This window comes from Deltaproteobacteria bacterium (assembly GCA_016208165.1).
GTDB lineage: Bacteria > Desulfobacterota > Desulfarculia > JACQYL01 > JACQYL01 > JACQYL01.
Genome location: JACQYL010000078.1, coordinates 1 through 21,751, shown reverse-complemented (window position 1 = coordinate 21,751; position 21,751 = coordinate 1). Strand labels below are relative to the sequence as shown.

20 protein-coding genes and 1 pseudogene are annotated in these 21,751 nt (G+C 55.6%); 12 read left to right on the top strand and 9 right to left on the bottom strand.

Annotated features, from left to right (window positions below):
• Positions 1–114 precede the first annotated feature (114 nt).
• Positions 115–1,137, bottom strand: a complete 1,023-nt coding sequence (locus tag HY788_15785; protein ID MBI4775602.1) for a TRAP transporter substrate-binding protein — start codon at positions 1,135–1,137, stop codon at positions 115–117.
• Positions 1,138–1,680: 543 nt separating this feature from the next.
• On the opposite strand from HY788_15785, the gene HY788_15780 reads away from it, so the two are divergent.
• Genes HY788_15780 through HY788_15760 form a run of 5 tightly spaced genes read left to right on the top strand, consistent with a single transcriptional unit; the run spans position 1,681 to position 5,302 of the window.
• Complete coding sequence (locus HY788_15780; protein ID MBI4775601.1) at positions 1,681–1,929, top strand: hypothetical protein; 249 nt, start codon at positions 1,681–1,683, stop codon at positions 1,927–1,929.
• A gap of 39 nt (positions 1,930–1,968) precedes the next feature.
• Positions 1,969–2,184, top strand: coding sequence for an MGMT family protein (locus tag HY788_15775; protein ID MBI4775600.1), 216 nt, complete (start codon positions 1,969–1,971; stop codon positions 2,182–2,184).
• Between the two features lie 30 nt (positions 2,185–2,214).
• Positions 2,215–4,284 carry an adenosylcobalamin-dependent ribonucleoside-diphosphate reductase gene (locus HY788_15770; GenBank protein MBI4775599.1) on the top strand — a complete coding sequence of 690 codons (2,070 nt, stop codon included), beginning with the start codon at positions 2,215–2,217 and terminating at the stop codon, positions 4,282–4,284.
• A gap of 29 nt (positions 4,285–4,313) precedes the next feature.
• A complete protein-coding gene (locus HY788_15765; GenBank protein ID MBI4775598.1) occupies positions 4,314–4,928 on the top strand; it encodes a hypothetical protein in 615 nt (204 codons plus the stop codon).
• A gap of 59 nt (positions 4,929–4,987) precedes the next feature.
• The gene (locus HY788_15760; GenBank protein ID MBI4775597.1) at positions 4,988–5,302 is read left to right on the top strand and encodes a DUF2283 domain-containing protein; all 315 of its coding nucleotides are present in this window, start codon (positions 4,988–4,990) and stop codon (positions 5,300–5,302) included.
• Positions 5,303–5,883: 581 nt separating this feature from the next.
• On the opposite strand, the gene HY788_15755 is transcribed toward HY788_15760, so the two are convergent.
• The 3 genes and pseudogenes from HY788_15755 to HY788_15745 form a co-directional block, all read right to left on the bottom strand.
• On the bottom strand, positions 5,884–6,567 hold the full coding sequence (locus HY788_15755; GenBank protein MBI4775596.1) for a 4Fe-4S binding protein: 684 nt from the start codon (positions 6,565–6,567) through the stop codon (positions 5,884–5,886).
• A 123-nt stretch (positions 6,568–6,690) separates the two neighbouring features.
• Positions 6,691–7,458: pseudogene (locus HY788_15750) on the bottom strand (alpha/beta hydrolase).
• A gap of 325 nt (positions 7,459–7,783) precedes the next feature.
• Positions 7,784–8,137 carry a hypothetical protein gene (locus HY788_15745; protein ID MBI4775595.1) on the bottom strand — a complete coding sequence of 118 codons (354 nt, stop codon included), beginning with the start codon at positions 8,135–8,137 and terminating at the stop codon, positions 7,784–7,786.
• Between the two features lie 398 nt (positions 8,138–8,535).
• Here HY788_15745 and HY788_15740 point away from each other — a divergent pair, with 398 nt between their 5' ends.
• Positions 8,536–9,354, top strand: coding sequence for a fructose-bisphosphate aldolase (locus HY788_15740; GenBank protein ID MBI4775594.1), 819 nt, complete (start codon positions 8,536–8,538; stop codon positions 9,352–9,354).
• Between the two features lie 15 nt (positions 9,355–9,369).
• Here HY788_15740 and HY788_15735 read toward each other — a convergent pair whose 3' ends face one another.
• Positions 9,370–10,860: a sodium:proton antiporter gene (locus HY788_15735; GenBank protein MBI4775593.1), complete on the bottom strand. Its 1,491-nt coding sequence runs from the start codon at positions 10,858–10,860 to the stop codon at positions 9,370–9,372.
• Between the two features lie 372 nt (positions 10,861–11,232).
• On the opposite strand from HY788_15735, the gene HY788_15730 reads away from it, so the two are divergent.
• The 6 genes from HY788_15730 to HY788_15705 all read left to right on the top strand — a co-directional run bounded on the left by HY788_15730 (position 11,233) and on the right by HY788_15705 (position 16,116).
• Positions 11,233–12,552 carry a radical SAM protein gene (locus HY788_15730; protein MBI4775592.1) on the top strand — a complete coding sequence of 440 codons (1,320 nt, stop codon included), beginning with the start codon at positions 11,233–11,235 and terminating at the stop codon, positions 12,550–12,552.
• Positions 12,549–13,724: a beta-ketoacyl-[acyl-carrier-protein] synthase family protein gene (locus HY788_15725; protein ID MBI4775591.1), complete on the top strand. Its 1,176-nt coding sequence runs from the start codon at positions 12,549–12,551 to the stop codon at positions 13,722–13,724. The genes HY788_15730 and HY788_15725 overlap by 4 nt, the downstream gene beginning before the upstream one ends.
• Positions 13,712–14,599 (top strand): hypothetical protein, encoded by an 888-nt coding sequence (locus HY788_15720; protein MBI4775590.1) that lies wholly within the window; start codon positions 13,712–13,714, stop codon positions 14,597–14,599. Before HY788_15725 ends, HY788_15720 begins: the two co-directional genes overlap by 13 nt.
• On the top strand, positions 14,550–14,819 hold the full coding sequence (locus HY788_15715; protein ID MBI4775589.1) for an acyl carrier protein: 270 nt from the start codon (positions 14,550–14,552) through the stop codon (positions 14,817–14,819). Before HY788_15720 ends, HY788_15715 begins: the two co-directional genes overlap by 50 nt.
• A gap of 402 nt (positions 14,820–15,221) precedes the next feature.
• Positions 15,222–15,605 (top strand): outer membrane protein assembly factor BamE, encoded by a 384-nt coding sequence (gene bamE / locus HY788_15710; GenBank protein MBI4775588.1) that lies wholly within the window; start codon positions 15,222–15,224, stop codon positions 15,603–15,605.
• Positions 15,583–16,116 carry a hypothetical protein gene (locus HY788_15705; protein ID MBI4775587.1) on the top strand — a complete coding sequence of 178 codons (534 nt, stop codon included), beginning with the start codon at positions 15,583–15,585 and terminating at the stop codon, positions 16,114–16,116. Before bamE ends, HY788_15705 begins: the two co-directional genes overlap by 23 nt.
• A gap of 318 nt (positions 16,117–16,434) precedes the next feature.
• Here HY788_15705 and HY788_15700 read toward each other — a convergent pair whose 3' ends face one another.
• The 4 genes from HY788_15700 to HY788_15685 form a co-directional block, all read right to left on the bottom strand.
• Positions 16,435–17,877, bottom strand: a complete 1,443-nt coding sequence (locus tag HY788_15700) for a cobalamin B12-binding domain-containing protein (GenBank protein MBI4775586.1) — start codon at positions 17,875–17,877, stop codon at positions 16,435–16,437.
• A 159-nt stretch (positions 17,878–18,036) separates the two neighbouring features.
• The gene (locus HY788_15695) at positions 18,037–19,338 is read right to left on the bottom strand and encodes a CBS domain-containing protein (protein MBI4775585.1); all 1,302 of its coding nucleotides are present in this window, start codon (positions 19,336–19,338) and stop codon (positions 18,037–18,039) included.
• Positions 19,339–19,368: 30 nt separating this feature from the next.
• A complete protein-coding gene (locus HY788_15690) occupies positions 19,369–20,583 on the bottom strand; it encodes a radical SAM protein (GenBank protein MBI4775584.1) in 1,215 nt (404 codons plus the stop codon).
• The coding region (locus tag HY788_15685) for a hypothetical protein (GenBank protein ID MBI4775583.1) at positions 20,580–21,751 on the bottom strand (1,172 nt) is incomplete at its 5' end. The genes HY788_15690 and HY788_15685, both read right to left, overlap by 4 nt.

The following is a 21,751-nucleotide window of genomic DNA, read 5'->3' as shown; positions in this document are numbered from 1 at the left end:
GGCATATGGGCGTTCGCGGGCCGGTATAGGCGCCGGCCCTTGAAGTTCGGATGAGACGGTTATCGCTGCGCTTTCAGAAGGCTCCGAAAGGCGTAAGGCGGATTTCAAACAACCCTATTTCATTTCTTTCAAGGTTTCCTGCGCGTAGGTGAGGGCTTCAGCGCCGGGCAATCCTTTCTCCTTCATTGCATCTATGTATTCTTTCAGAACGGGCTGAACGGCTTCCTGCCACCGCTGGGCCTCGGCCGCATCCTGCTCGATCATCTCATGGTTCAAGCTTTTCAGCAGCTCCAACCCCTCCTCGTCGCTGTTATCCCATGCCTCGCCGTGTTTGGCAATCCATTCCGTGTTGATTTCCTGAATGGTCTGCTGGATTTTGGGAGAAAGCGAGTTCCACTTGTCCTTATTCATGACCACGAAGAACGCGGTGGTGTAGGATGACGAGATATTCCTCGTACAGAAGTCTATAACTTCTCCCAACTTCCACCCTTTGTTGGCCTCCAAGGGATACACCGCTCCATCCACCACCCCTTTTTGCAGGGATTGGTACGTTTCCGGCATCGGCATGGCCACCTGGGTGCCTCCAAGAGCCTGGACCACCTTGGCGCTGGTGCCGTGGGAACGGATCTTCAGTCCTTTTATATCTTCCATCTTACGTACGGCCTTGCCTTTCGTATGGAGAATGCCGGGGCCGTGGGCTGTGAGATACATGACCACGGTATCCGACAATTCCGTTGGCCTGAACTTCTCGTATACCGCATTCACAAGGGCCGTTGCCACGTGGCCGTTGGGATATCCCAGCGGCAGATCGCAAACCTCCATCACGGGAAAGCGTCCCTTCGTGTAGCCCAACACGGACATACCAATGTCGGACAGACCGCTGACAACGCCGTCGTAACATTGTTGGGCCTTTGTCAGTGTTTGGCCGGGGTAGTACTCTACCTTGACCTCGCCGTGGGTGCGCTTCTCGACCTCTTTACACCACGCGTCCGCCAACTGGCTTTGAATATGGGTGGGAGGAAAAAAATTCGAATAGGTGAGTTTGATCGCTTCCCCTCTGGCATACGGGACGCACGTGAACACGAAAGCCACCGCAAACAGGGCGACCGTCATCACAACAAAGATGCTCCTTTTCATTGGCTCCTCCTAAATAATTGTGAAAGTCGCGTTCTGACCCGAAGCTTACGTTTTCCCGCACACCTCCTTTCCTCAAGCTGAAGGGTCTGCTATGAAAAAACACAATGCCTTCGACTGTAACGGACGTGTTGCACCGGACCCCTGCTTTAACGTATTAGATGGAATGAGAGGGTACTTGGCAGGTTCTTTGAGAAAGCCCCACCGACAGACATGGCCCCGCCGGGGGACCTGCTGCTTTCAGGTTAAGAAATTGCATCCATTCTATGTATTCCCCGGCGGCAAAGTCAACCGCGGACCGCCCGTCAGCACGACCTATGGAATCCTTGTGCGATGTGGACCGCCAACGCAGGGGATCGGCTCCCTTTCGATCCATGACCGGGGCATCGGTTACCGGGAGTTTTTTCCGTCCGATAAGTCTGCCCGGGGAGCTTCGCGGCGCTATTAACGGTTTATTATTCTATTTTGTCTATATAAAATAGAGCAGGAACATTTTCAAGAGCATCCCATCGGATGCTCGAAACTTTCCATTGAAAGGGAGCAGGCATGCATGCTACCTCAATCGTATTCGACTCCCCTTTCGGCGCCATCGGCCTGACGGCGACGGAAGTTGGTTTGAGTCACATCGTATTTCGAGCCGAACAAGAGCCGGTTCAGACTAAGACCATGTCAGAGGCGTCCTCCGAGACCGCCCCGTCCGAGCTTTCGACTATACTGCGGGAAGCCCGAATTCAGATACTCGAGTATTTCGAGGGAACGCGGCGGACCTTTGACCTCGAACTGGATTTGAACTGAACAGAGTTCCAGAAACAGGTATGGCGAACCACCACCGCCATACCGTACGGAGAGACCCGGTCTTACGGGGAAATCGCCGGTCGGATCGGACGCCCGCGCTCCGGTCGGGCCGTTGGAGGCGCGCTACACGTCAACCCGCTTCCCCTGGTCATTCCCTGTCACCGGGTCATCGGCAAGAACGGATCCCTCGTGGGATTTGGAGGCGGACTGGACCTGAAAGCACGGCTCATCGACTTGGAGAATGGAAGAAAATAAGAGGCATTTCGAATGGACAAGACCCCGGAACTGAACCTTACAGAAAATGCCCGAACTGTTCTAAACAAACGGTACCTCAAGAAGGACGAGGCCGGCCGGCCCGTGGAAACGCCGGAGATCATGTTTCGTCGCGTGGCGCGAGCGGTCGCCGAGGCGGATCGGCTCTATGACCCCGAAGCCCCGGTCGAGGAGACCGCAAACGCGTTTTACACTATGATGGCGTCGCTGGAATTTCTGCCCAATTCCCCCACCCTGATGAACGCCGGCCGGAAGATGGGGCAGTTGTCGGCCTGTTTCGTTCTTCCGATCGAAGACTCCATGGAAAGCATCTTCGATGCATTGAAGTACACGGCGATTATTCACAAAACAGGCGGAGGGACGGGCTTTTCGTTTTCTCGGTTGCGACCCAAGAACGACATCGTCTTATCGACTCACGGGGTGTCCAGCGGGCCCGTCTCCTTTATGGGCGTTTTCGATGCAGCCACCGAGGCCATCAAACAGGGCGGAACCCGGCGTGGCGCCAACATGGGCATTTTGCGAGTGGATCATCCGGACATCGAAGAGTTCATATCATGCAAACGAGGCGACACCAGGCTCAACAACTTCAATATCTCGGTGGCTGTGACAGACCGGTTTATGGAGGCGGTCGGACAAAACGAAGACTTCCCCCTGGTCAATCCACGCACCGGGGAGGTGGTACGTTACGTAAAGGCCCGTCTTCTTTTCGACCAGATCGTGGAATCGGCCTGGCAAAACGGCGACCCTGGGTTGATTTTCCTCGACGCCATCAACCGTTGCAATCCCACGCCCCATTTGGGAGACATCGAATCCACCAACCCATGCGGCGAACAGCCCCTCCTCCCGTATGAATCCTGTAATCTGGGGTCCATCAACCTGTCCAGGATGGTCCGCAAGAAATCAAACGGAGCTGCAACCGTGTGGGAAATCGACCACGAAAGGCTCAGAAACGTGGTGCACAAGGCGGTGCATTTTCTGGACAATGTGATCGATGTAAATAAGTATCCGATTCCTCCCATCAAAGAACTGACGCTCAAGAACCGCAAAATCGGCCTGGGGGTCATGGGATTCGCGGATATGCTGATCACGCTGGCCGTGCCGTATGACAGCGACGAAGCAGCGGAAGTCGGCAGGAGCGTCATGAAATTCATTCAGGCCGAATCCAAAGCCGCGTCCGCGGAACTGGGTCGTGTCCGAGGCAACTTTCCGAAGGTCCTGGACGGACAGGAACTGATAGAAACACATCCCGAATTCGAAAGAATCGCCCGTGAGCGGGGATTCTATTCCGAGTCTCTGATGGAGCTGATCTCGACACTGGGCAGCATTAGGCGCCTCGAAGGAGTGCCGGACGATGTGAAACGGCTTTTCCCCACCGCGCACGACATCCCACCGGAATGGCACATCAAAATACAGGCGGCCTTCCAGGAACACACGGACAATGCGGTTTCAAAAACGATCAACTTCCATGGGGAGGCCTCTGTCGAGGAAGTGAAAGAAGCCTACCTCCAGGCCTATCGTTCCGGTTGCAAAGGGATCACCATATATCGATACGGCAGCAGAGCCGAGCAGGTGCTCAACTTGAGAGAATCCCGGATCGAAGAGGCCGAAGCGGCTGTAACCACGGAGGTTCACCCCATCATCGGCCCGCGCGCCAGACCCGTGAGGACCACCGGAGTCACCGAACGAATCCGGACGGGTTGCGGTAACCTTTACGTCACCATCAATTCAGACGACAAAGGCTACTGTGAAGTGTTCGCTCAGGTGGGAAAAGCCGGCGGCTGTGCCTCCTCTCAAACGGAAATGGCGGGCCGCCTGATCAGCCTCGCCCTCCGTTCGGGTGTAGACATCAAATCCGTTGCAAAGCAACTGAACGGGATCCGTTGTCCATCTCCATCCTGGGACAACGGGAAATCGGTGCTTTCATGCTCGGACGCCATAGGGCAAATCATCAGCAAGTACACCGGGGCCGAGGTGGTTAATCGGGATACCACCATGGGCGCCTGTCCCGACTGTGGCGGCGTCGTCGAGCACGAAGGCGGATGTCTCGTGTGTCGAAGTTGCGGCTTCTCGAGATGCGCATGATCCGAAACCATGACCGAAAGGAGTCCCGTTTGAAAGCGAACAGGCTGTTCGGCCGCCTGATGGCGGGCATGGTGCTGCTGTGGCTGGTTTCTCCGGGCTGCGAAGTGCTGAACATGAAAAAGGACCTGCAGAAGCTCCGGCAGGAAAACGCGCAGCTCAACGAGGAGGTTCAGCGTCTGACCAAAGCGCTGGCGGAGTCCCAAAACAAGGTGCTCGAGCTTCAGACCGGCAACTCGGAACTGGCGATTCAGATCGAGAAGAGCGCCTTTCACGAGCAGGAAATCGATCGTACGCTCCAAGGCTACAAGGCATTGGAAATCGAAAAGAACCTACTCCAAAAACAAGTAGCCGACCTCGAGGTGAAGCTGGCGTCGCAGCAGACCGTCATCGAGGACTTGGAAAAGAAGCTCAGCCAAAAGGACTCCCCGGGAGCTGAAATGCACGCTGCCCGATTCAAGGAAGGGGACTGTGTGAAGTGGTACGGGAGTCCGTACAAGGACTTGCGCAGCATGACGGGCGTAGTGGTGCGTTCATGGGATGATCTTACCTATCTCGTTCGCTGCACGGAGACGGCCATGCCCTACCTCTACGCCAAGGACGGACTCTATGAATTTCAGGAAAATAACCTCGAGCCTTGTAAATAGAGGTTTTCACGATTCCCGGTTCATCAACCAGCGCGCGCTCTCACAGGGAGTAACTACCCATGAAGGTGAAGTATTTTCCCGATACGGATACGGCGCATGTGGAGTTCACGGACAGGGCCGTTCATGAAACAAAAGAGGTCAGCGAGAACCTTTACATCGACTTGGATGAGAAGGGAAATATTGTGAGCATGACCATCGACCACGCCAAGACGAATGCAGGGCTTTGGGAATTCTCCCATCAGGAAATGCGTCGTCAAAGCGCGCGAAACGATCCAAGAATTCACTCTTCTCGTCTTCTCGCCTTTGATTCACCTTTCATTGATGTGTTCGTAATGATTACGTTGCCATACTTTCGCGCCGGGGGTGTTATGTAATTCATTGATCTGTTTGGTGGCGGCGGATTCAAATCCACGCAGGATCGCGCCAATGGTCTGCGAGGGTGACCGGGGTCCCGTAGGGGCGTATTGCAATACGCCCCTACCACGTTCCGAAATAATCACGATACCATGTATATGGGTCGGCATTACCACGAATTCATCCAACGCCACATTGGGTCGCAACTCCGGTGTATTTAACCATTGGTTCATAACAGTCCGACCTGAATCATCTAAGACCATTTGTCCGTTCACCACATCGCCGAATACGCCTTTCCGTCTCTGCGCGCATACGGTCACAAAATACGCCCCTGCCTGCGAATAATCATATCCCCGCAAACGGATGGAACGGCGGTTTCTGCTCACGCCCTCACCTCGTACACGTTTAGGAAAGGGGACGGGGTTGATTTTGTGCATTTCTGTCCTTCAACGGACAATCCATTTTCCCCGGAGACGGTATCGGCGATCCATCCGCTCGGAAACATGCACCAACACCTCTTCCACAAAATCGCCGGCCCCCGGAATTCGTTCATCCTACAGGAAGACGCGCCACTTCGCTTCAAGCGTCCAAAGTGGACGCTCTATTTCGGTGGGGCATCGATCACGATTTCAACAGCGCCGGTTGGACAGATCGTGTAGCAATCGCCGCACACGTCACATCGGGCGTGGTCGATCATATACTTCTCATCCTGTTGATAAATGGCCTTAAAAGAGCACCTTTCCAGGCATTCCCCGCAGGCAATACAGTCTTCTGTAATGCGAACCCCTCTAAACGGGATATGCTTGCCGCCAAAACAAAAACCGGTACGCAGTAATTTATGCGAGCGGTGCTCCATTTCGAAATCGAAGTCGTATACTTCCCCCCAACCACTATATAGACAAAAGGTGGTCATGGCCGGATACTTTTCAATGTCTTTTACGCCGAGCATAAACATTTCGTTGCCGGCGGCTTTTCCTTTGAGTGTCTCAAAAGCGATTTCTTTAACATCGCCGGTCGCTCGGATGGTATATCCCGGTGAAAAATAAGGCATTCCTTGTTCATTATGAGTGACGGAGGTCTTGGGAAACATGCCACAGATGGATACCGTTCCCGTCTTTGTCAATTGCGCATAAAAAGGTTTGGTGATCATGGTTCGAAAATATAATCCTTCATTATCGTGGGCAAACAGGTGGGCAATACGTGTCTGAGGAACGCCTTGGTCAATGGTGGCAAAGGTAAGGCAGCCAATTTTATCGAATTTCTCATAAATGTTTGCAATATCCACAATCATACCTTCCTTTTCTGTTTATAGGAGCTGACAGGCAATAATATACTTCTATAACTCATCAAATTCGTAATTTTATCGGTGTAAATACGCGAACACGATTCGATCTGCTGCAATACGGACTCAGTACCTCCTATGCGAGGCGAGGAAATTTCGTATCCCTTCCACGTACGTGTCTCCCGAAACCAGGAACCCGTCGTTATGGGAGCCGTGGATTTCGAGAAACGCTTTGGGCGCATTGGCCGCGTCGAACAGCCGGCGTCCGTGCTGAAACGGAATGATTTCGTCCGAACGGCTGTGCACGACCAGTACGGGACACCGGACCTCGCGGAGGTACTAGATGGTTTCGTAGCGATAGCGTGAGAGCAGCCGTACCGGCAGGTGCGGATAGAGATCCGCTCCCAGGTCCGTAATGGAAGTAAAAGCGGATTCGACGATCAACGCCGCGGGGTCGCGTTCCTTGGCCAACCAGGCGGCGATCGAGGCCCCCAGGGACCGCCCGAACACAATGATGTCCCCGGATGCGCAGGCTTTCCGATGCTCGACATAGTTCCAGGCGGCCAGGGCGTCGAGATACGTGCCCCGCTCCGACGGCCGCCCCTCGCTCGAGCCGTAGCCCCGGTAATCAAAAATAAAGGTGCTCAGATTCAGTCTGTGAAAAAGATGGATGGATTCGAGCCGGTGGGAAATGTTGCCCGCGTTTCCGTGGCAGAACAAAAGCACGCCCTTGCACGGTCGGGCCGGAACGAACCAGCCGGACAACACAACACCGTCCTCCGTACGAAAAGACACGGCGTCAAAACTCAGCCCGACCGATTCCGGAGTGGCCGCCAGGGTCTTTTCGGGAAAATAGATCAGGCGGGACTGGACAAAGTACACCAACAGCACCATGCCCAGGTACCCGCCGAACACCCAGAGGGCCACTGTACCGGCCGTTCGCCACACACCCGAATCCATGATTACGGCTCACCTCCACGCATTCCGCCCTACCCTCCCCTATCCCGGGATGTCTCCAAGACACTGCACATTCATAACAGCCCGTTGAAGAAGCCGGGTTATTACAGGCCGTTGAAAAACGATGAGATGCAAGGCGCGCAAATCCCGAGAAATGAAGGCGTACATAGAGTACGTCGCAGTGACGAGGGATGAAGCGTCACGCCGTTGGCGTGACCGCAGATCGCGTTTTTCAACAGCCTGATAAGGCGCCAATTTCCGCTCAGGGAAGAAACTCCTGTTCCTGCCACAGGAAGAGCGCGTGCCGGCAGGATACATACGCCTTCGTGCGAGCCGGGTCGTTGGTTTCCCGGTCCACCGTTTTCTCGAAACGATCGTAGTCCACCCCTCGCACCGACCGGACCGCGTATTCCTCGAGTTCCCTGCGGTCCGCTAGGGCTTTGAATCGGAAATCGCTCCCTTTCAGAGGGCCGTCGTATACTTCGATGTCTTGAACACTGGGACAGAGCTGTTTCAGTCGTTCCATGTCCGACCGGTTTCGGGCCCGTACCTCGATTTTGTTTTCGGGAGTCTCGTCCGTTACTCCAAGACAAAAAAAACCTTTCCTGGTGATCATCCACATGGTTTTTCTCCTTTTCCCGAACCGCTCACCCGAAACGTCCGTTCCGGAGACACACGCCTGGAAAAAAGCTCCTGCAGGCCGATTCCGAATCAAATAAACCGTTGACAAAGGAAAGCGCCTTTTCTACGATACGTCTATCATACATCCATTCTTTTTTGGAGTGGTTTCCATGAACGACATCGGGACGGTTCGACGCTTTTACTTTTATTATTTTAGCGGAGGGCCATGCCCATAGGCTGTCGTTTGGAGAGGACATCTTCGGCCGTGGGCGTTAATCAGCGTCCACGGCTTTTTGATTTTGACGAGGCGGACAGGGTTCCGGCATTTCGAAAAGGCGACTCATCGAACCTGCCGGAAGACCTTCTCATTAACCGATAAGGGAGAGTAAGACGATGCTATTGGGAAAACGCGTTCGAATGGAGCGAATGAGTGACAGGAATACCCGCAAGACCGTTATCGTTCCACTCAGCCACGGTGTGGGTATGGGACCGATCGAGGGGATCGTAGACATTCAGAACGCCATTGACATGGTATCCTTGGCGGGAGCCAACGCCATCGTGCTCAACAAAGGCGTGGTGCCTCGGGCGCATCGCGGAAAGGGTCGCGACATCGGCCTCGTTGTCCACCTTACGGGCGGGTCCGAACAATCCGCCAAAGTGCAGGTATGCTCCGTGGAGGAAGCATTGAGGATGGGCGCGGACGGCGTTCGGGCACGTTTGCATGTGGGCGGCAAAGAAGAAAACCGCACGCTGGAAACCCTGGGCAACATCACGCGCGTAGCCATGGATTGGGGTATGCCGGTGCTGGTTACCGTATTCCCGGTAAACAACAGTGGAAACGGCAACGTGGAACTCATCAGCCGTGGAGCCCGCATCGCCGCCGAGCTGGGCGCGGACATGGTAAGCGTTCCCTACCCCGGCTCGAAAGAGCGCCTCCGCGACATTGTGGCGTCCACGCCGGCGCCCGTCATCGTTCTGGGCGGTGAAAAAATGGATGACCCCACCCACCTCCTGTCCATGGTGAACGACGCCATGTCCGCGGGAGTCCATGGAGTCAGCGTCGGACGAAACGTGTTCCAGTACGAGAAACCGGGGAACATGGTGAAAGCCATCGGAGAAATCGTGCATCGTGGCGCCTCGGTTGCCCAGGCGAACAAGGTGCTCGAGGAGGAGCGTCTCACCAGTTCCATTTATTCTCCGCCGATCTGGTGATTTCTTCGTGTCGGATCACCAATCGTAGAGAATCTCCCAGTGTTCGTGGAAACTGGGGTCAGTCTGACTATAGCGGTAGGACCGGGTCTTGCCCGTGCCGGGTTCCTTTCCCGCAGCTTCGCGCCAGTAGCGAAGGTATATGGCGGGATCCAATTGTTTGGAATCCTGCTCCTTCTCTTTCGCCGGCGTTTTCAGGGCTTCGATCCAGGTCTCTTTCTCTTCGATGACTTTCCAGACAGTATCGAATTGCTTGCTCCTGACCCGTTCCCCTACCCGGGGAAGTCCGAGGCTTTCCCGGAGTTCCCTGAACCTATACGAGGAACGTTCACCGTGGTCCAGGATCCTGTCGCCCAGGATCATGATGCCGAGGGCGCCAATAGGTGCGGTGATCAGTATGGAAAGCACGGCCACGGCCAGAATGACTTCACCCGAAGCCACCCCCACGGCCAGCGGTATCGCTCCAATGGCGGCCTGGACGGTGGCCTTGGGGACATAGGCCACCACGCAGAAAAGCTTCTCTTTGGTGCTCAGATCCGTACCGAAAAGAGAGACATAGGTACCAACGCTTCTGAAGATGAGGCCCACGGCGATGACGGCCATACCCGCCAGCCCGGCCTTCCAGGCGACTTGAATGTTGACCTGGGCGCCCACCAGGACAAAGAGGAGAAGTTCGGCAAACACCCAGAGTTTTTTTAGCTTTTGCGAGATTATATGAGCAATGGCCTCGGATTTTTCCAGGATTACGAAGCCGATGGCCATGACACCCAGCAGGCTTGCGATGGGGACGCGGTGCTCCATGTACGTTTCCAACCAGGTCAGGAAGATAGCCGTTCCCAAGACTATGATGGTCCGCTTGGGTGGGCGCCAGTCGTATTTCATGAAAAACCGATAGAGGAGGTAGCCCGGAATAAGACCCGCAACGATTCCTAGTATGATGCTCAATGGAATCTCCATGAGATTCATCCAGAGATTTACCTCTCCACCCCCGTACATGGCCAATAACGAAGTAAATATGACGATCACGAAAACGTCATCCACGCTGGAGGCTCCGAGGAGGAGGGTTGGAATGCCCTTCTTTGTTCCACGCCCCCTGTCCATGAAATCGATCATCAGAGGAACCACCACGGCAGGAGAAACCGCGCCCAGGATGGCGCCGAGGATGCCCGCTTCCAGATAGGTTATTCCCAGGAGCCGGGGAGCCACCAGCAAGACGCCGACAATCTCGAAGATCGCCGGCACGGCGCTCATGGTCAATGCGGCCATCCCAACCCGATTGAGGGTATCGCGGTGCAGCTCGAAACCGGCTCGAAGCAGGATCACGATAAGGGCGATCTTTCGAAAATCCCCTGAAACCGTCATCATCTCGGGAGATATGAGATTCAGCAGGTAAGGTCCGATGAGTATTCCCACGAGCAACATGCCCACCAGGCCGGGCAGTTTCATACGGCGGAACAGATAATCGCCGAGCAATCCGAACAGGATGATAAACGCGACACTGATGGCCATGCGAAGACCTCCAATCAAAAAAAGCCCTGCCGGGTGGTGACCTTGCAGGGCATCTAAACAAAAAAACCCACCCGCGGGTTCAGGTGGGGTAGGGTTCACGCCCTCCTACCCCAATGCCGTCTCGAGGTAGAAGTCATCATCCCTTTAGTAAGGGCGGTTTAAGGCAGACCTCATTGCCGAATCGATGTTTGATTCCGTTACCTCACAGGGGATATCCTGTCAAGTAGTTACTTTTCATTGGTCAAACTCGGCTACACCGCCACTGCTTGACAGTTTCTCTGCTTTTGTTCTACCTGTCTTTTTGTTTTTCATTACCGCCGACGCTTGGAGTCGAGTTCCGGACCCCATCAAACACAATGACCCCAGGGCCCTATGCAGTCCAGCACAAGTAAGGTTCTCCTCCTGTCTTTGAATTCGGACCTTCTGGCCGGCGGAGGTGAATCCGCGCTCCTTCGGATCCTCGAGGTCCGTCCCGATGTTGTAGGTGTAACCGTCCGAAACGTGGACAACGTGGATCGGCTGACCCCCAAAACCTATCTTCCTGAGGTCTTCGATCTGATACGCCGCATTAAACAGACGATTTCGGCTCCCCTGGTGCTCGGCGGCAGCGGCTACTCTCTATTCCCGGAGGAGATCCTCCGCATCACCGAAGCCGACGCGGGGGTTATCGGCGCAGGAGAACAGATCATTGAAGGCGTGATCGGCGCTTTGACCGGCCGGGAAACGCCCCAAAGCACGTCGGATGTACTCTACAGGGACGCGCCGGCAAATTCCAGTACCCGGGCGATCCCCAAATGCCCGCCCGGGAACCTGCCGCGGCGAGACCCCGATATCTTCCAATATTACCTGGATCAGTCGGGCATGGCCAACGCGCAGACGCAGCGGGGTTGCCCCTTCAGGTGCGCGTATTGCACCTATCCCAAACTCGAGGGACGAACGCTGATCGCATTTCCTGTCGAACAGGTTCTGGACGATTTGAAAGGCCTGGCGCGCGGGGGGGCGCGCTACGTGTTCTTCGCGGATTCGGTGTTCAATGCATCCCGTTCTCACGTCCTGACCTTGGCCGAGCGTTTCATCGAAGAGGGATTGAACATCAAATGGGGGGCCTTTTTCGCTCCCAGAGGACTGAGGACCGAAGACTTCGGACTCCTGAAACGAGCAGGCCTCACTCACGTGGAGTTCGGAACGGATACGCTCGCCAATGACACCTGCCGGTCTTACGACAAATCGTTCAGTCCGGAGGACGTGCTCGAAGCCGACGAAGCCGCACAAAAAAACGAACTCCACGTGTGTCACTATCTTATTTTCGGAGGCCCGGGAGAAACCATGGAAACGGCCGGGGAGACGGTGTCTCTGGCGCTCCGTTTTACGCACTCCGTGATCATGCCTTATCTCGGCATACGTATATTCCCCGGTACGGAAATCGCCCGGTTGGCCGAGGAGGAAGGCTTGATTCTTCCCGGTGAAAGCTTGCTCGATCCCAAATTCTACGTTTCCCGCAGCGCCGATCCCGCGGCCCTCGAGCGGATGGTGCGATCCATGACGGCAGGGCGCGCCAACTGGATCTTCCCGGACGAGTTCCCAAAGCTCCAATCGAGACTGCAAACTCTTCGCGGAAAAGGCCGGATAGGACCCCTCTGGGAATTCACACCCTATCGGAATACTTTCTTGCGTCTGGATGGCTCATCTTGAAATCGCCGGCGGTTCGCATTCGGGGTAGCGGCGCGGTGACTCCCTATGGGGCCGGAGTTCAGTCCTTATGGCAAGGGATTGAAGAAGGGCGTCCGGCGGTCTCGCCGTTTTCCGGTTTCGAAAACGAAGGTCTCCCACAACTGGTCGTGGGTAAGGTTCCGGACGCCGTCGATCGGCTGCAGGCATTCAACGGACTGGGCCGGGATGGAAACCGCGCCGCCTTCCTCGCCGGTATCGCCATCGAAGAGGCTTTGCGTACGGCGAACCTGTCGCCCGGAGATCTCGAGGGACCCGGTGTCGCTTTGTTCCTTTCCACGACCAAAGGCCCCATATCCGCAGTGGAACGGTTTTGCCTGCATCGAAAGAGATCCGGAGATGAATGCATGGTCACTCCCTCGGACCTGGCCGGATTGCTGGCGCGGACGCTGAACATAAGCGGAACCGTGCAGGCGGTCTCCAGCGCCTGCGCTTCCGGCGCCGTGGCCATAGCCCTGGCGGCGGATCATCTGTCCTCGGGTCGATGCGATCGCGCCCTGGTAGTGGGCGTCGACATCCTGAGCGCGTTTATCGTCACCGGGTTCCTGGCGTTGAAAGCCCTGAGCTCGAAACCCGCGCGCCCTTTCGATGTCGACCGGGACGGATTAAACCCGGGGGAAGCTTCCGCGGCGATTATTCTTGACGTCACGGACGAGAACTCCGGCCCTTTTGTGAAAGGCTGGGGTCTTTCCAACGACGCTCATCACATCACGGGACCGGATCGGCACGGGTCGGGTCTTGCGCATGCGATCAGGGCCGCATTGAACGATGCGGATACGACGCCCGACCGAATCGGGGCTTTAGTGGCTCACGGCACCGGCACGGTGTTTAACGACGCCATGGAGATGCGGGCCATCGAGGCGGTTTTTAGCCCGACCATTCCTCCTGTTTGCGGCATCAAGGGCGCCGTCGGACACTCCTTTGGCGCAGCAGGACTGGTCGAGGCTGCTCTGGCCGTCGAGATGCTTCGGCGCCGAAAGGTTCCGAATACCCTTGGACACGGGCGATGCGAAGAAGAAGGCTTCCGTTTCAGGGGAGCACCGCTGGAACAGGATCGGATTCTAAGCTCGAATTCCGGATTTGGCGGCGTGAACGCAGCCGTGGTAATAGGGAAGGATGATTCGTGGCCATTGTGATCACCGGAGGTGCAAAGGTCGACAAAGCCGGTGTCGAGACGCTCCACGGAGCGCTTATCCCATGGGACTCCAAAGTTGCCTCCTCGAGCGGCTCCTGGGTAAGCGGATTGAAAGGCCGTACGTTTTTCGATACGCCGCCGGCCCGTTTCGGGAGAATGGACGCATTCAGCAAGCTCACCGTGGGGTGCGCCCATCTGGCCCTGAAGGACGCCGCAGCCGCGGGTTCGGAATCCTTCCCGGAAGGAATCGTGCTGGGAAGCCTTATGGGGTGTCTGATGACCGATATACAGTACTATGCCCCCGTCTGTGATAAAGGACCGGAGCATGCAGGTCCCCTGCTGTTCTCGTATACGCTTCCCAATGTGGCGGTGGGAGAAGTCTGTCGCGAATTCCGCTTGTTCGGACCCAATACCGTGATCTCTTGCGGTGAGGATTCGGCCTTGGCGGCGCTTGTCGTGGCGCATGGATGGCTGTCATCGGGAAGAGCTTCCGCCCTTCTGGCAGGGGGAGTCGAAGCCGTGGACTCCCGCGTTGCGGAGTTGTGCCGCGGTGACTCGAATGCGGACATCCGGTCTTCAGCTTTTCTCTTCCAGTTGGAGCGTCAAGACGAACCATGGCAACCCGGCCTTCCCACGATTTTAGGGGGAGAGTCGGAATTTTCTCCATCAGGCTTTTCGATCGAGCGATCGGTCGACCTGGGCAATACCGGCATGGAGCGGATGTGGCACATGCTCAACATGGGCGGACGCGGTTTTCGAGCCATTGATGTTCGTGATAAAGAGGGCTATTCTTCAAGCTTAAAGGTTTTCATCGATACGGAGAAACATGGAAGCACTACAAGACATCGAACACAGATTAAAAGCGCTGCTGATTGAGGCCCTGGGCTTCGAGGATTTGACTCCGGACGATATCGACGCGGAAACGCCCTTGTTCGGCGAGGACGGGTTGGGGCTGGACTCCGTGGACGCACTCGAATTGGTGATGATTCTGGACAAACATTTCGGCATCGTCATCGAAGACCCGGAAATGGGGAAGGAGATCTTGGCGAGCATCCGTGTCATGGCCGAATACGTTCTCAACCATCGCAAGAAATAGCGGGAGCCGAGTCCGGAAAGGTTCCGCGCGGCGAGTAGGCCGCCTCTTTGAGCCTTGACGGAATCTGCGCGCAACTATATGGTCTGGTAACAATGCTTTCGTTTCCGCGGAGAACCGTTCGAGCCGTGTTCTCTTTCGCGCAGGCGACGTAAACGAGAGCCGAGAAATCCGTGTCCATGGAGGAGGTTCTAAGGCGTGGGGCCGGATGCACCAGGTCCGACACGTGCGAGGTTTGCGTCCCAACATGCCGGTTGAGACGTTCTCAAGGATCCGTGGTCCTGTAACTTCCCATTTGGGGCTCAGGTGGATGTCGTCTCTCCGTGCTGTCGGGTGGGACCCATCCTTACAAGAAGACTTCCTCCCGTTTTCTCCTTTCAGTTCAGCCTTCCGGGGGATCAACCTATGAGAAAAGCGCCGTTGGCGGTCTTGATCTGTATAACCGTGACCCTGTTCACTGCGTCCGGGTGTATGATCCTGGGCAAGAACAAGGAAAACAAATCGTTCGAAAGTGAAAAGATAGAACAGCTGAAGCCTGGAGAAACCACGGCTTCGGACGTGCTCAAGCTGCTCGGCACTCCGACATCGGTCGTTAAGCTCAGCAACGGCAATGCCTACATTTTCAAGCGAGTGCAAAGCAAGGGAACCGGATTGATTCTGTTCGTGGTCAACATGGGGTATACCAATACGCATTACGATCAGTTGGTCTGTTTCTTCAACGACCAGAACATCCTTACCCACTACGGTCTGACGATGGATGCAGAAAATGCCCGTTACGGCCTTCCGTAATCGATTTCTCCAGATCCTGGTGGTATTGGTTCTGTCCGTCGGGTGTAGCGGCTGCTCGCTGCGATTGCTCTGGCATGAAGACGGACGGGCGGTACTCCCTCATGACGAGGACCTGGCGCCCGGAAGCACCAATCTGACCCAGGCTCTGGCCGTATTGGGCGCTCCGGACCGCGTCATGGAACTCAACGGCGAAAACGTGCTCGTCTATCAGCAGTCCTTTACCGACAGTCGCCAGATTTCTTTGGGAATTCCCCTCCAGTCTTTCTACACCTCTCTGATCAAATTTTCAGGCTCGGGCGAAGTGGGCACGTCCAACTATCTGATTCTTTTTTTCAACAGCGATTATCTACTGACGCGAAAGATCTACGAGAAGAATTCGGACGCCCCTTTCCTTGAAACGCTTATGGCGGAGCCGCCACGTAACAAGCAGACCAAACCCTACCCGGCAAACGGAAAGAATTCCGATCTTGTGATTACCCCCACACCGCCGGTTCCGTCGGGTTCCCGATAGATCCGTGGAGCATACCTCGACATCCCATGGAGCGATGGTCGAACACGGGTTTGACCGTTCCTTGTACGGTCTTGTTATTCGACATTGAGAGCGTGTGGAAACAAGAGACGCCTTCATCCCGGTCTTCGTCGCTTGTGGACCGGAGTCAAGGGCTGCAAGCAGAGGCGCACCTGCATCGTGTTGACGCGCTCCGATCTCTTTGAGAGGGCTGGTTCGTCGCAGATCCTGAGCCTGCCCGCTGTGAGCCGGTCGAACCGGTCGATGGAAAACCCGCGTCAACAGGACCTTCGGTTCCCGCCGTCTTCAAGGCGTATCTCCTCAGACGGTTAGCTTTTCCCCGGCGCCGGAATCCCAGTAGTTGCGCGCGCGGACGAAACGGGGCAGATGTCTGAGCAGCACCGAATACGAATGGGGAGACTGCCACATCATGCGGATGTATTTCCGATGTACTTTTGCTCGCTGATAATAGCTCTTCAAGAACAAACTGTAGAGCTCATCCAGACGGGCCTTCGAGGAAATACCTTCCGGCACGAAAGTGAAATTCAGACAGTTCATCATGTCCCAATTTTCCTCGAATCGACCGAACTCATGGATCCGCCGATAGATGGGAGAACCGGGAAACGGCGTGAATTTGGACATGTTCATATCGTCGAGATCCAGTGACAGAATGAACCGGATCGTGCGCTGGATCGTCTCCTCGGTCTCCCCGGGCAGACCCATCATAAAAAGGCCCTTAACCCGCAAACCCGCCTGTTTGATCATGGCGACGTGTTCGTGAACACGCGCAATCTGCACGTTCTGTTTGTGAAAGGACACCAGTCCGGGGTCTCCGGATTCGATACCTATGCTCACCATCCAGCATCCCGCCCGTTTGAGCGCCTTCAGTAAATCACGATCGATATGCCCCATGTGAACCGCGCAATTGAACGTCAAATCCAGCGGTTCCGCGGCGAGACGATCACAGAGCTCTTTTACCCGCGACCGGCGAAATGTGAACTGGTCGTCGTAGATGTTGATGTGGCGAACGCCGAACCGGCGGCGGAGATATTTCATCTGCCCGTACACATAGTCGGCTGAATTGAAGCGGTAGGATCGGCCGTAAACGGATCGGTCACAATAGCTACACTGATAGGGACATCCTCGGCTGGTGACCATGGTCGCGCCGGGGAAGCGCGGATAGTTGAAAATCGGCAAAAGATACTTTCGGGGAAACCCCTCGATAAGATCGTAAGCGGGAAAGGGCAGGAGATCCAGGTCCACCAGCTCTTCTCTCGGTCCGGCCGTGCGAATGCCGTCGCCGTCGCGACAGAAAACCCCGGGGATGGAGGATGGCGGTTTTCCCTCCGCCAGGCCCAGCATGGCCGGCTCCCCTTCACCGGCCACGACCATGTCTATTGCGGGAAAGCGTTCGAGGATGGCCCCTTTGAGCGACGATACATGCACGCCACCGAAAACCACCTTCAGGTCCGGCATGTCTCTTTTGATCGCCTCGATGGTCCGGACGCCGTCCAAAAAACTCGCAGTGGTGCAACTCAGTCCCAATAACCGAGGTCTCAGGCGCATCAGCTCGCTCACCAGGCGATCCGGAGGAAGGGGACGCGCGCACAAATCGAATACGCGAACCGGAATTCCATGTTTTCGCAGCATGCCCGCGATGCTCAGGAGCCCTAATGGAGCCATGCGGTTCGCCAGGTGCGTAATGTCCGCCTGTCCTCTTACGTAACCGAATCCTCTGGGATGAACCAACACTACGGGTTCCATGGATTCCTCACGAACGCATTGCATATTCGATAAACTCGTAAAAAGCCGAAAGCGGCCATTTTCCGTCATTCCGGTGAATGCCGAAATCCGGCATTTTCAAATACTTCCGGATGCCGGATCGGGCCCGGCATGTGGAAAAAGAACGCCGTGTCTTAAGTCTTATTCGGGAAGCAAATCGTAGAAATAGGTCATGACATCCGAGCGCGTTAGAATTCCGATCAAATTCCCATCTTCCATCACGGGCAGCCGGCCGACATCATGCTTCAACATCAGACGAGCCGCTTTCAGAGGACTGTTTCCGGGCTCGATGCAGACGACCTGCCTGGACATAAAAGCCTTTACAGGGGCCTGCCATTGGTCTTCCCGTTTCAGTTTGGACAGATCCCGCTTGGAAATCACGCCAACCAAACGCCCATCTTCCAGGATCGGCAAGCCGGAATGGCCGCTTTCGTACAGAATATCAGACACCTCCTTCATAGATGCTTCCGGTCCTACGCTCCTTACCGGGAAAGACATCAGATCGCTGATCTGCACGGAGGTTTGCTGGTTTCCTTGGACCAACTCGAGAATCCATTCCTCGACCGCTTCCGGATTCACGTCCTTCAGCACGGCGGAAGCGGCCGCCGGATGTCCCCCTCCTCCCATGCTTCGCAAGATTTTGGATACATCCACTCCTTCGTCCGTGCTTCGTCCAATCACCATACACCGATTCCGTTTTTCGTCCGCGAAGATACCGAAAGCCGTATCCACGTTCATGATATCGCGATACATGTGAACAACGACGGATAAACCGGGCGTGTGGCCCGTTGTCACGACGCGGGACATGGCGAGCCGGGATCCTTTGATCATCGTCCGGCTGCCATGACTCAACATATCGAACAGAACGTCCTTCTGTTTTGGGCCGTAGGTAGGGCGAAGGAAACTATTAACCACGTTCAGATCGGAACGTTGATCGAGGAGAAACGCCACGGCTTTGGCGTCTTGAGCCGTGGTCGAGGGAAACGTCAAATTCCCGGTGTCTTCATAGATCCCGGCCAGGAAAAGCGTGGCGTGCATCGGGGAAAGGAGAAGCCTTTTCTCTTCTTCCAGGCGCTGCACGAAGATCGTGGTCGCGGCGCCCACCTCTTCAACGCACGACCAGGAAGAGACGATATCGCCGGTTTCCTTGTGGTGGTCCCAGATGTGGATATCCAGGTCATTCCTGCCCATGAGGCCGTTGATTCCCTCGAGGCGATCCCAACGATTGGCGTCCACAACTATAAGCCGTGAGACGGCTTCCAAGTTCAGATCGTTTGCCGTCTCGAGGTCGAAAAGGTCCTTATGAATGGACAGAAATGCCTTGATGTTCGGATTCACGTTTTTGGGCAGGAGCGCCACCGCCTCCGGATAGATAATCGAGGCCGCGACCAGAGAAGCCAGCGCGTCAAAGTCCGTGGCTTTGTGGGTGGTGATCACTTCCACTACACTCTCCTTCGCCGGACGGTTAGGAAACTACGGATGTCCCGCGGAACCGGCGTTCTGTTTTCTCTTGAGTTTCAGAAACAACTTGAACATCTTCTGCTGCCGGCTTTCTTTGGAGTAGAACGTCTCCCACGCATACCGGTGTAACTCGTCCAATCGTTGAGGACTCATGTGCTTGGGCTGAAACACCGTCTCCGAGGCTGTGTACCGTTTCCAGTCTTTGTGCAGAATCCGTCCCTGCTTCTCCAAATCAACGTAGGCCTGAGAGTGGGGAAACGGCGTAAGCACCGTAAACTCAGCCATATCCAGATCCGCCTCCAGAAGGAAATCCACCATCCTGTATATATCGTCTTCCGTTTGATCGTCCAAACCCAGCAGAACCGTGCCTTCGACACCGATACCGTGATCTTTCAGACGCCGGATGCGAGTCCGGGTTTTTTCGGACCGGTCGTACACGGCTTGGTACACATACCAGCAACCGGCCTCCGCCGCTGCTTTCACCACTTGGTCCGTATTGAATAACGGGTGACAAATCCAGTACTTCTTCAGCGGAGCGATGGCTCGGAACAGATCGAGGACCCATCCGCGATCCTGGGCCAGCGAGTTGTCCACAAAAAAGAGACGGTCATTTTCAATCCGCGCCATCTCTTCTACCACTTTTTCAGGGGGCCGGGGACGAAACGTTCTTCCACCCAACACAGGCACGCAACACGGATAGCAGTTGAACCGACACCCGCGGCTTGCGTGAATCAGATCCACCATGCGCACCCCCTTGTAGGTATAAAGGTCGTGATTCAGTATGCTGCGGTCGGCGGGCGGCAGGGTGGACATATCAGGATATCGGTCCGGCCGGTATACGGGGCGCAACCGTCCTTTCTTGAAGTCCTCCATGACTTCGGGGAAGAAACCCTCCGTTTCGCCCAGGAAAACACTATCCGCGTGGGCTGCGGTCTCTCCCGCATGCAGTGAGGCGGCAATTCCGCCGAAAACAACGGTATGACCTTTTCCGCGGTATTCGTCCGCGATTTCCCAGCCTCGGGGCGCCTGGCAGGTGAGCATGACGGATACGCACACCAGGTCCGCCTCGATGTTCATGTCCAATTCCTGAACGTTTTCGTCCGTGAATACGATCTCGACGTCGTCCGGCACGCCGGCTGCAAAACATACCGGGCCGTGCGGAGGAAGATTAAACGGTGTCTGATGCGGCATCTTGGGCCACTTGGGATAGATCAGATGAATCCTCATGAGCCTTTCCCCATCCCTTGCGTTAATCGCTTCCACAACGCGCCCCGTCCCAGGATCTCATCACACAGGACGTAGGAGGTGATGATCGTGCCCATAATACCGGGAGTGCCTACGGACTGCCCCGCGAAAAACAGATTTCGCATCTTGTTCCTGGACCGCATATGGAATATGCCCTGCTGGTGCACTCCCTGACTGACGCCCATGGCTGCTCCGCCGTGGCTGCGGGTGTAGTGGAGATTGGTCAGAGGGGTGGCCGCATCCATGTTCAGGATGTTCCCATCGATCTCCGGACAGACCCGGCGGACTCTGGAAACCATCTTTTCGGACATTTCAGCCTTGAATTTCAGATACTCCGGAGGGCGCTTTCCATGTTTCGAACCCTTCCACCGGGCGACTCGATCGAAATCCATCCACGACAGGATCTCGAGCATGTGTTTTCCTTTGAACGTTCGATCCATGGTGGAAGGGGAAATGAAATACAATCCTTCATCCCAGTTCTTCCCATAAAGAAAGTTGTTGGTATCCTTCAGGGACGTAGGAGCCGTTCCCAGCTCCAGAAACACCAGAAAACTGCCGGGTGCATCATCAAATTCCTCGATCATATCTCGAAACGTGGGCCGGAAGGCCCGGGGGCCGGCGATTTCGAGAATGGTCTTGGGGTGGGGCGTAGCAATAAACAGGTCGCCTTCAAAATGCCCCCCTTCCTTCGTCTCGACCGATTTGACGTACATACCGTCGACTTCGAACCGGCAAACGTCGGACTCGCACTCGAGACTTCCTCCCAATTCCAGAAACCTTTCCACCAGGGCGGCGACCAGAGCGCCGCCTCCACCCTCGATTCGCCAGGCGCTCTCGATGATGGAACCGTTCACCATGCAGAAAAGCCCGAAGGGACACACGTCAGGACGAAGGGAGGTACCCCATGAAAGCATATAAAGAAATTGTCTCAAATCGGGATCCGCCGTGAGGTTGTCCACCACCTCCTTCACAGAGACATGCAAGTTCAGATGCCGGGCATCCGGATCCATTCGCTCCAGATTATACCAGGAGAAGGAGGCCATGGTTTGCAGCATCATGCCCTTCAGCCTCATCAGGCCGCCGTGACTTCCGGGGAAGCGCCGGTCCAAGGCCTCGAACACGGCGTCAAAACCGTTGGGCAGATCCAGTG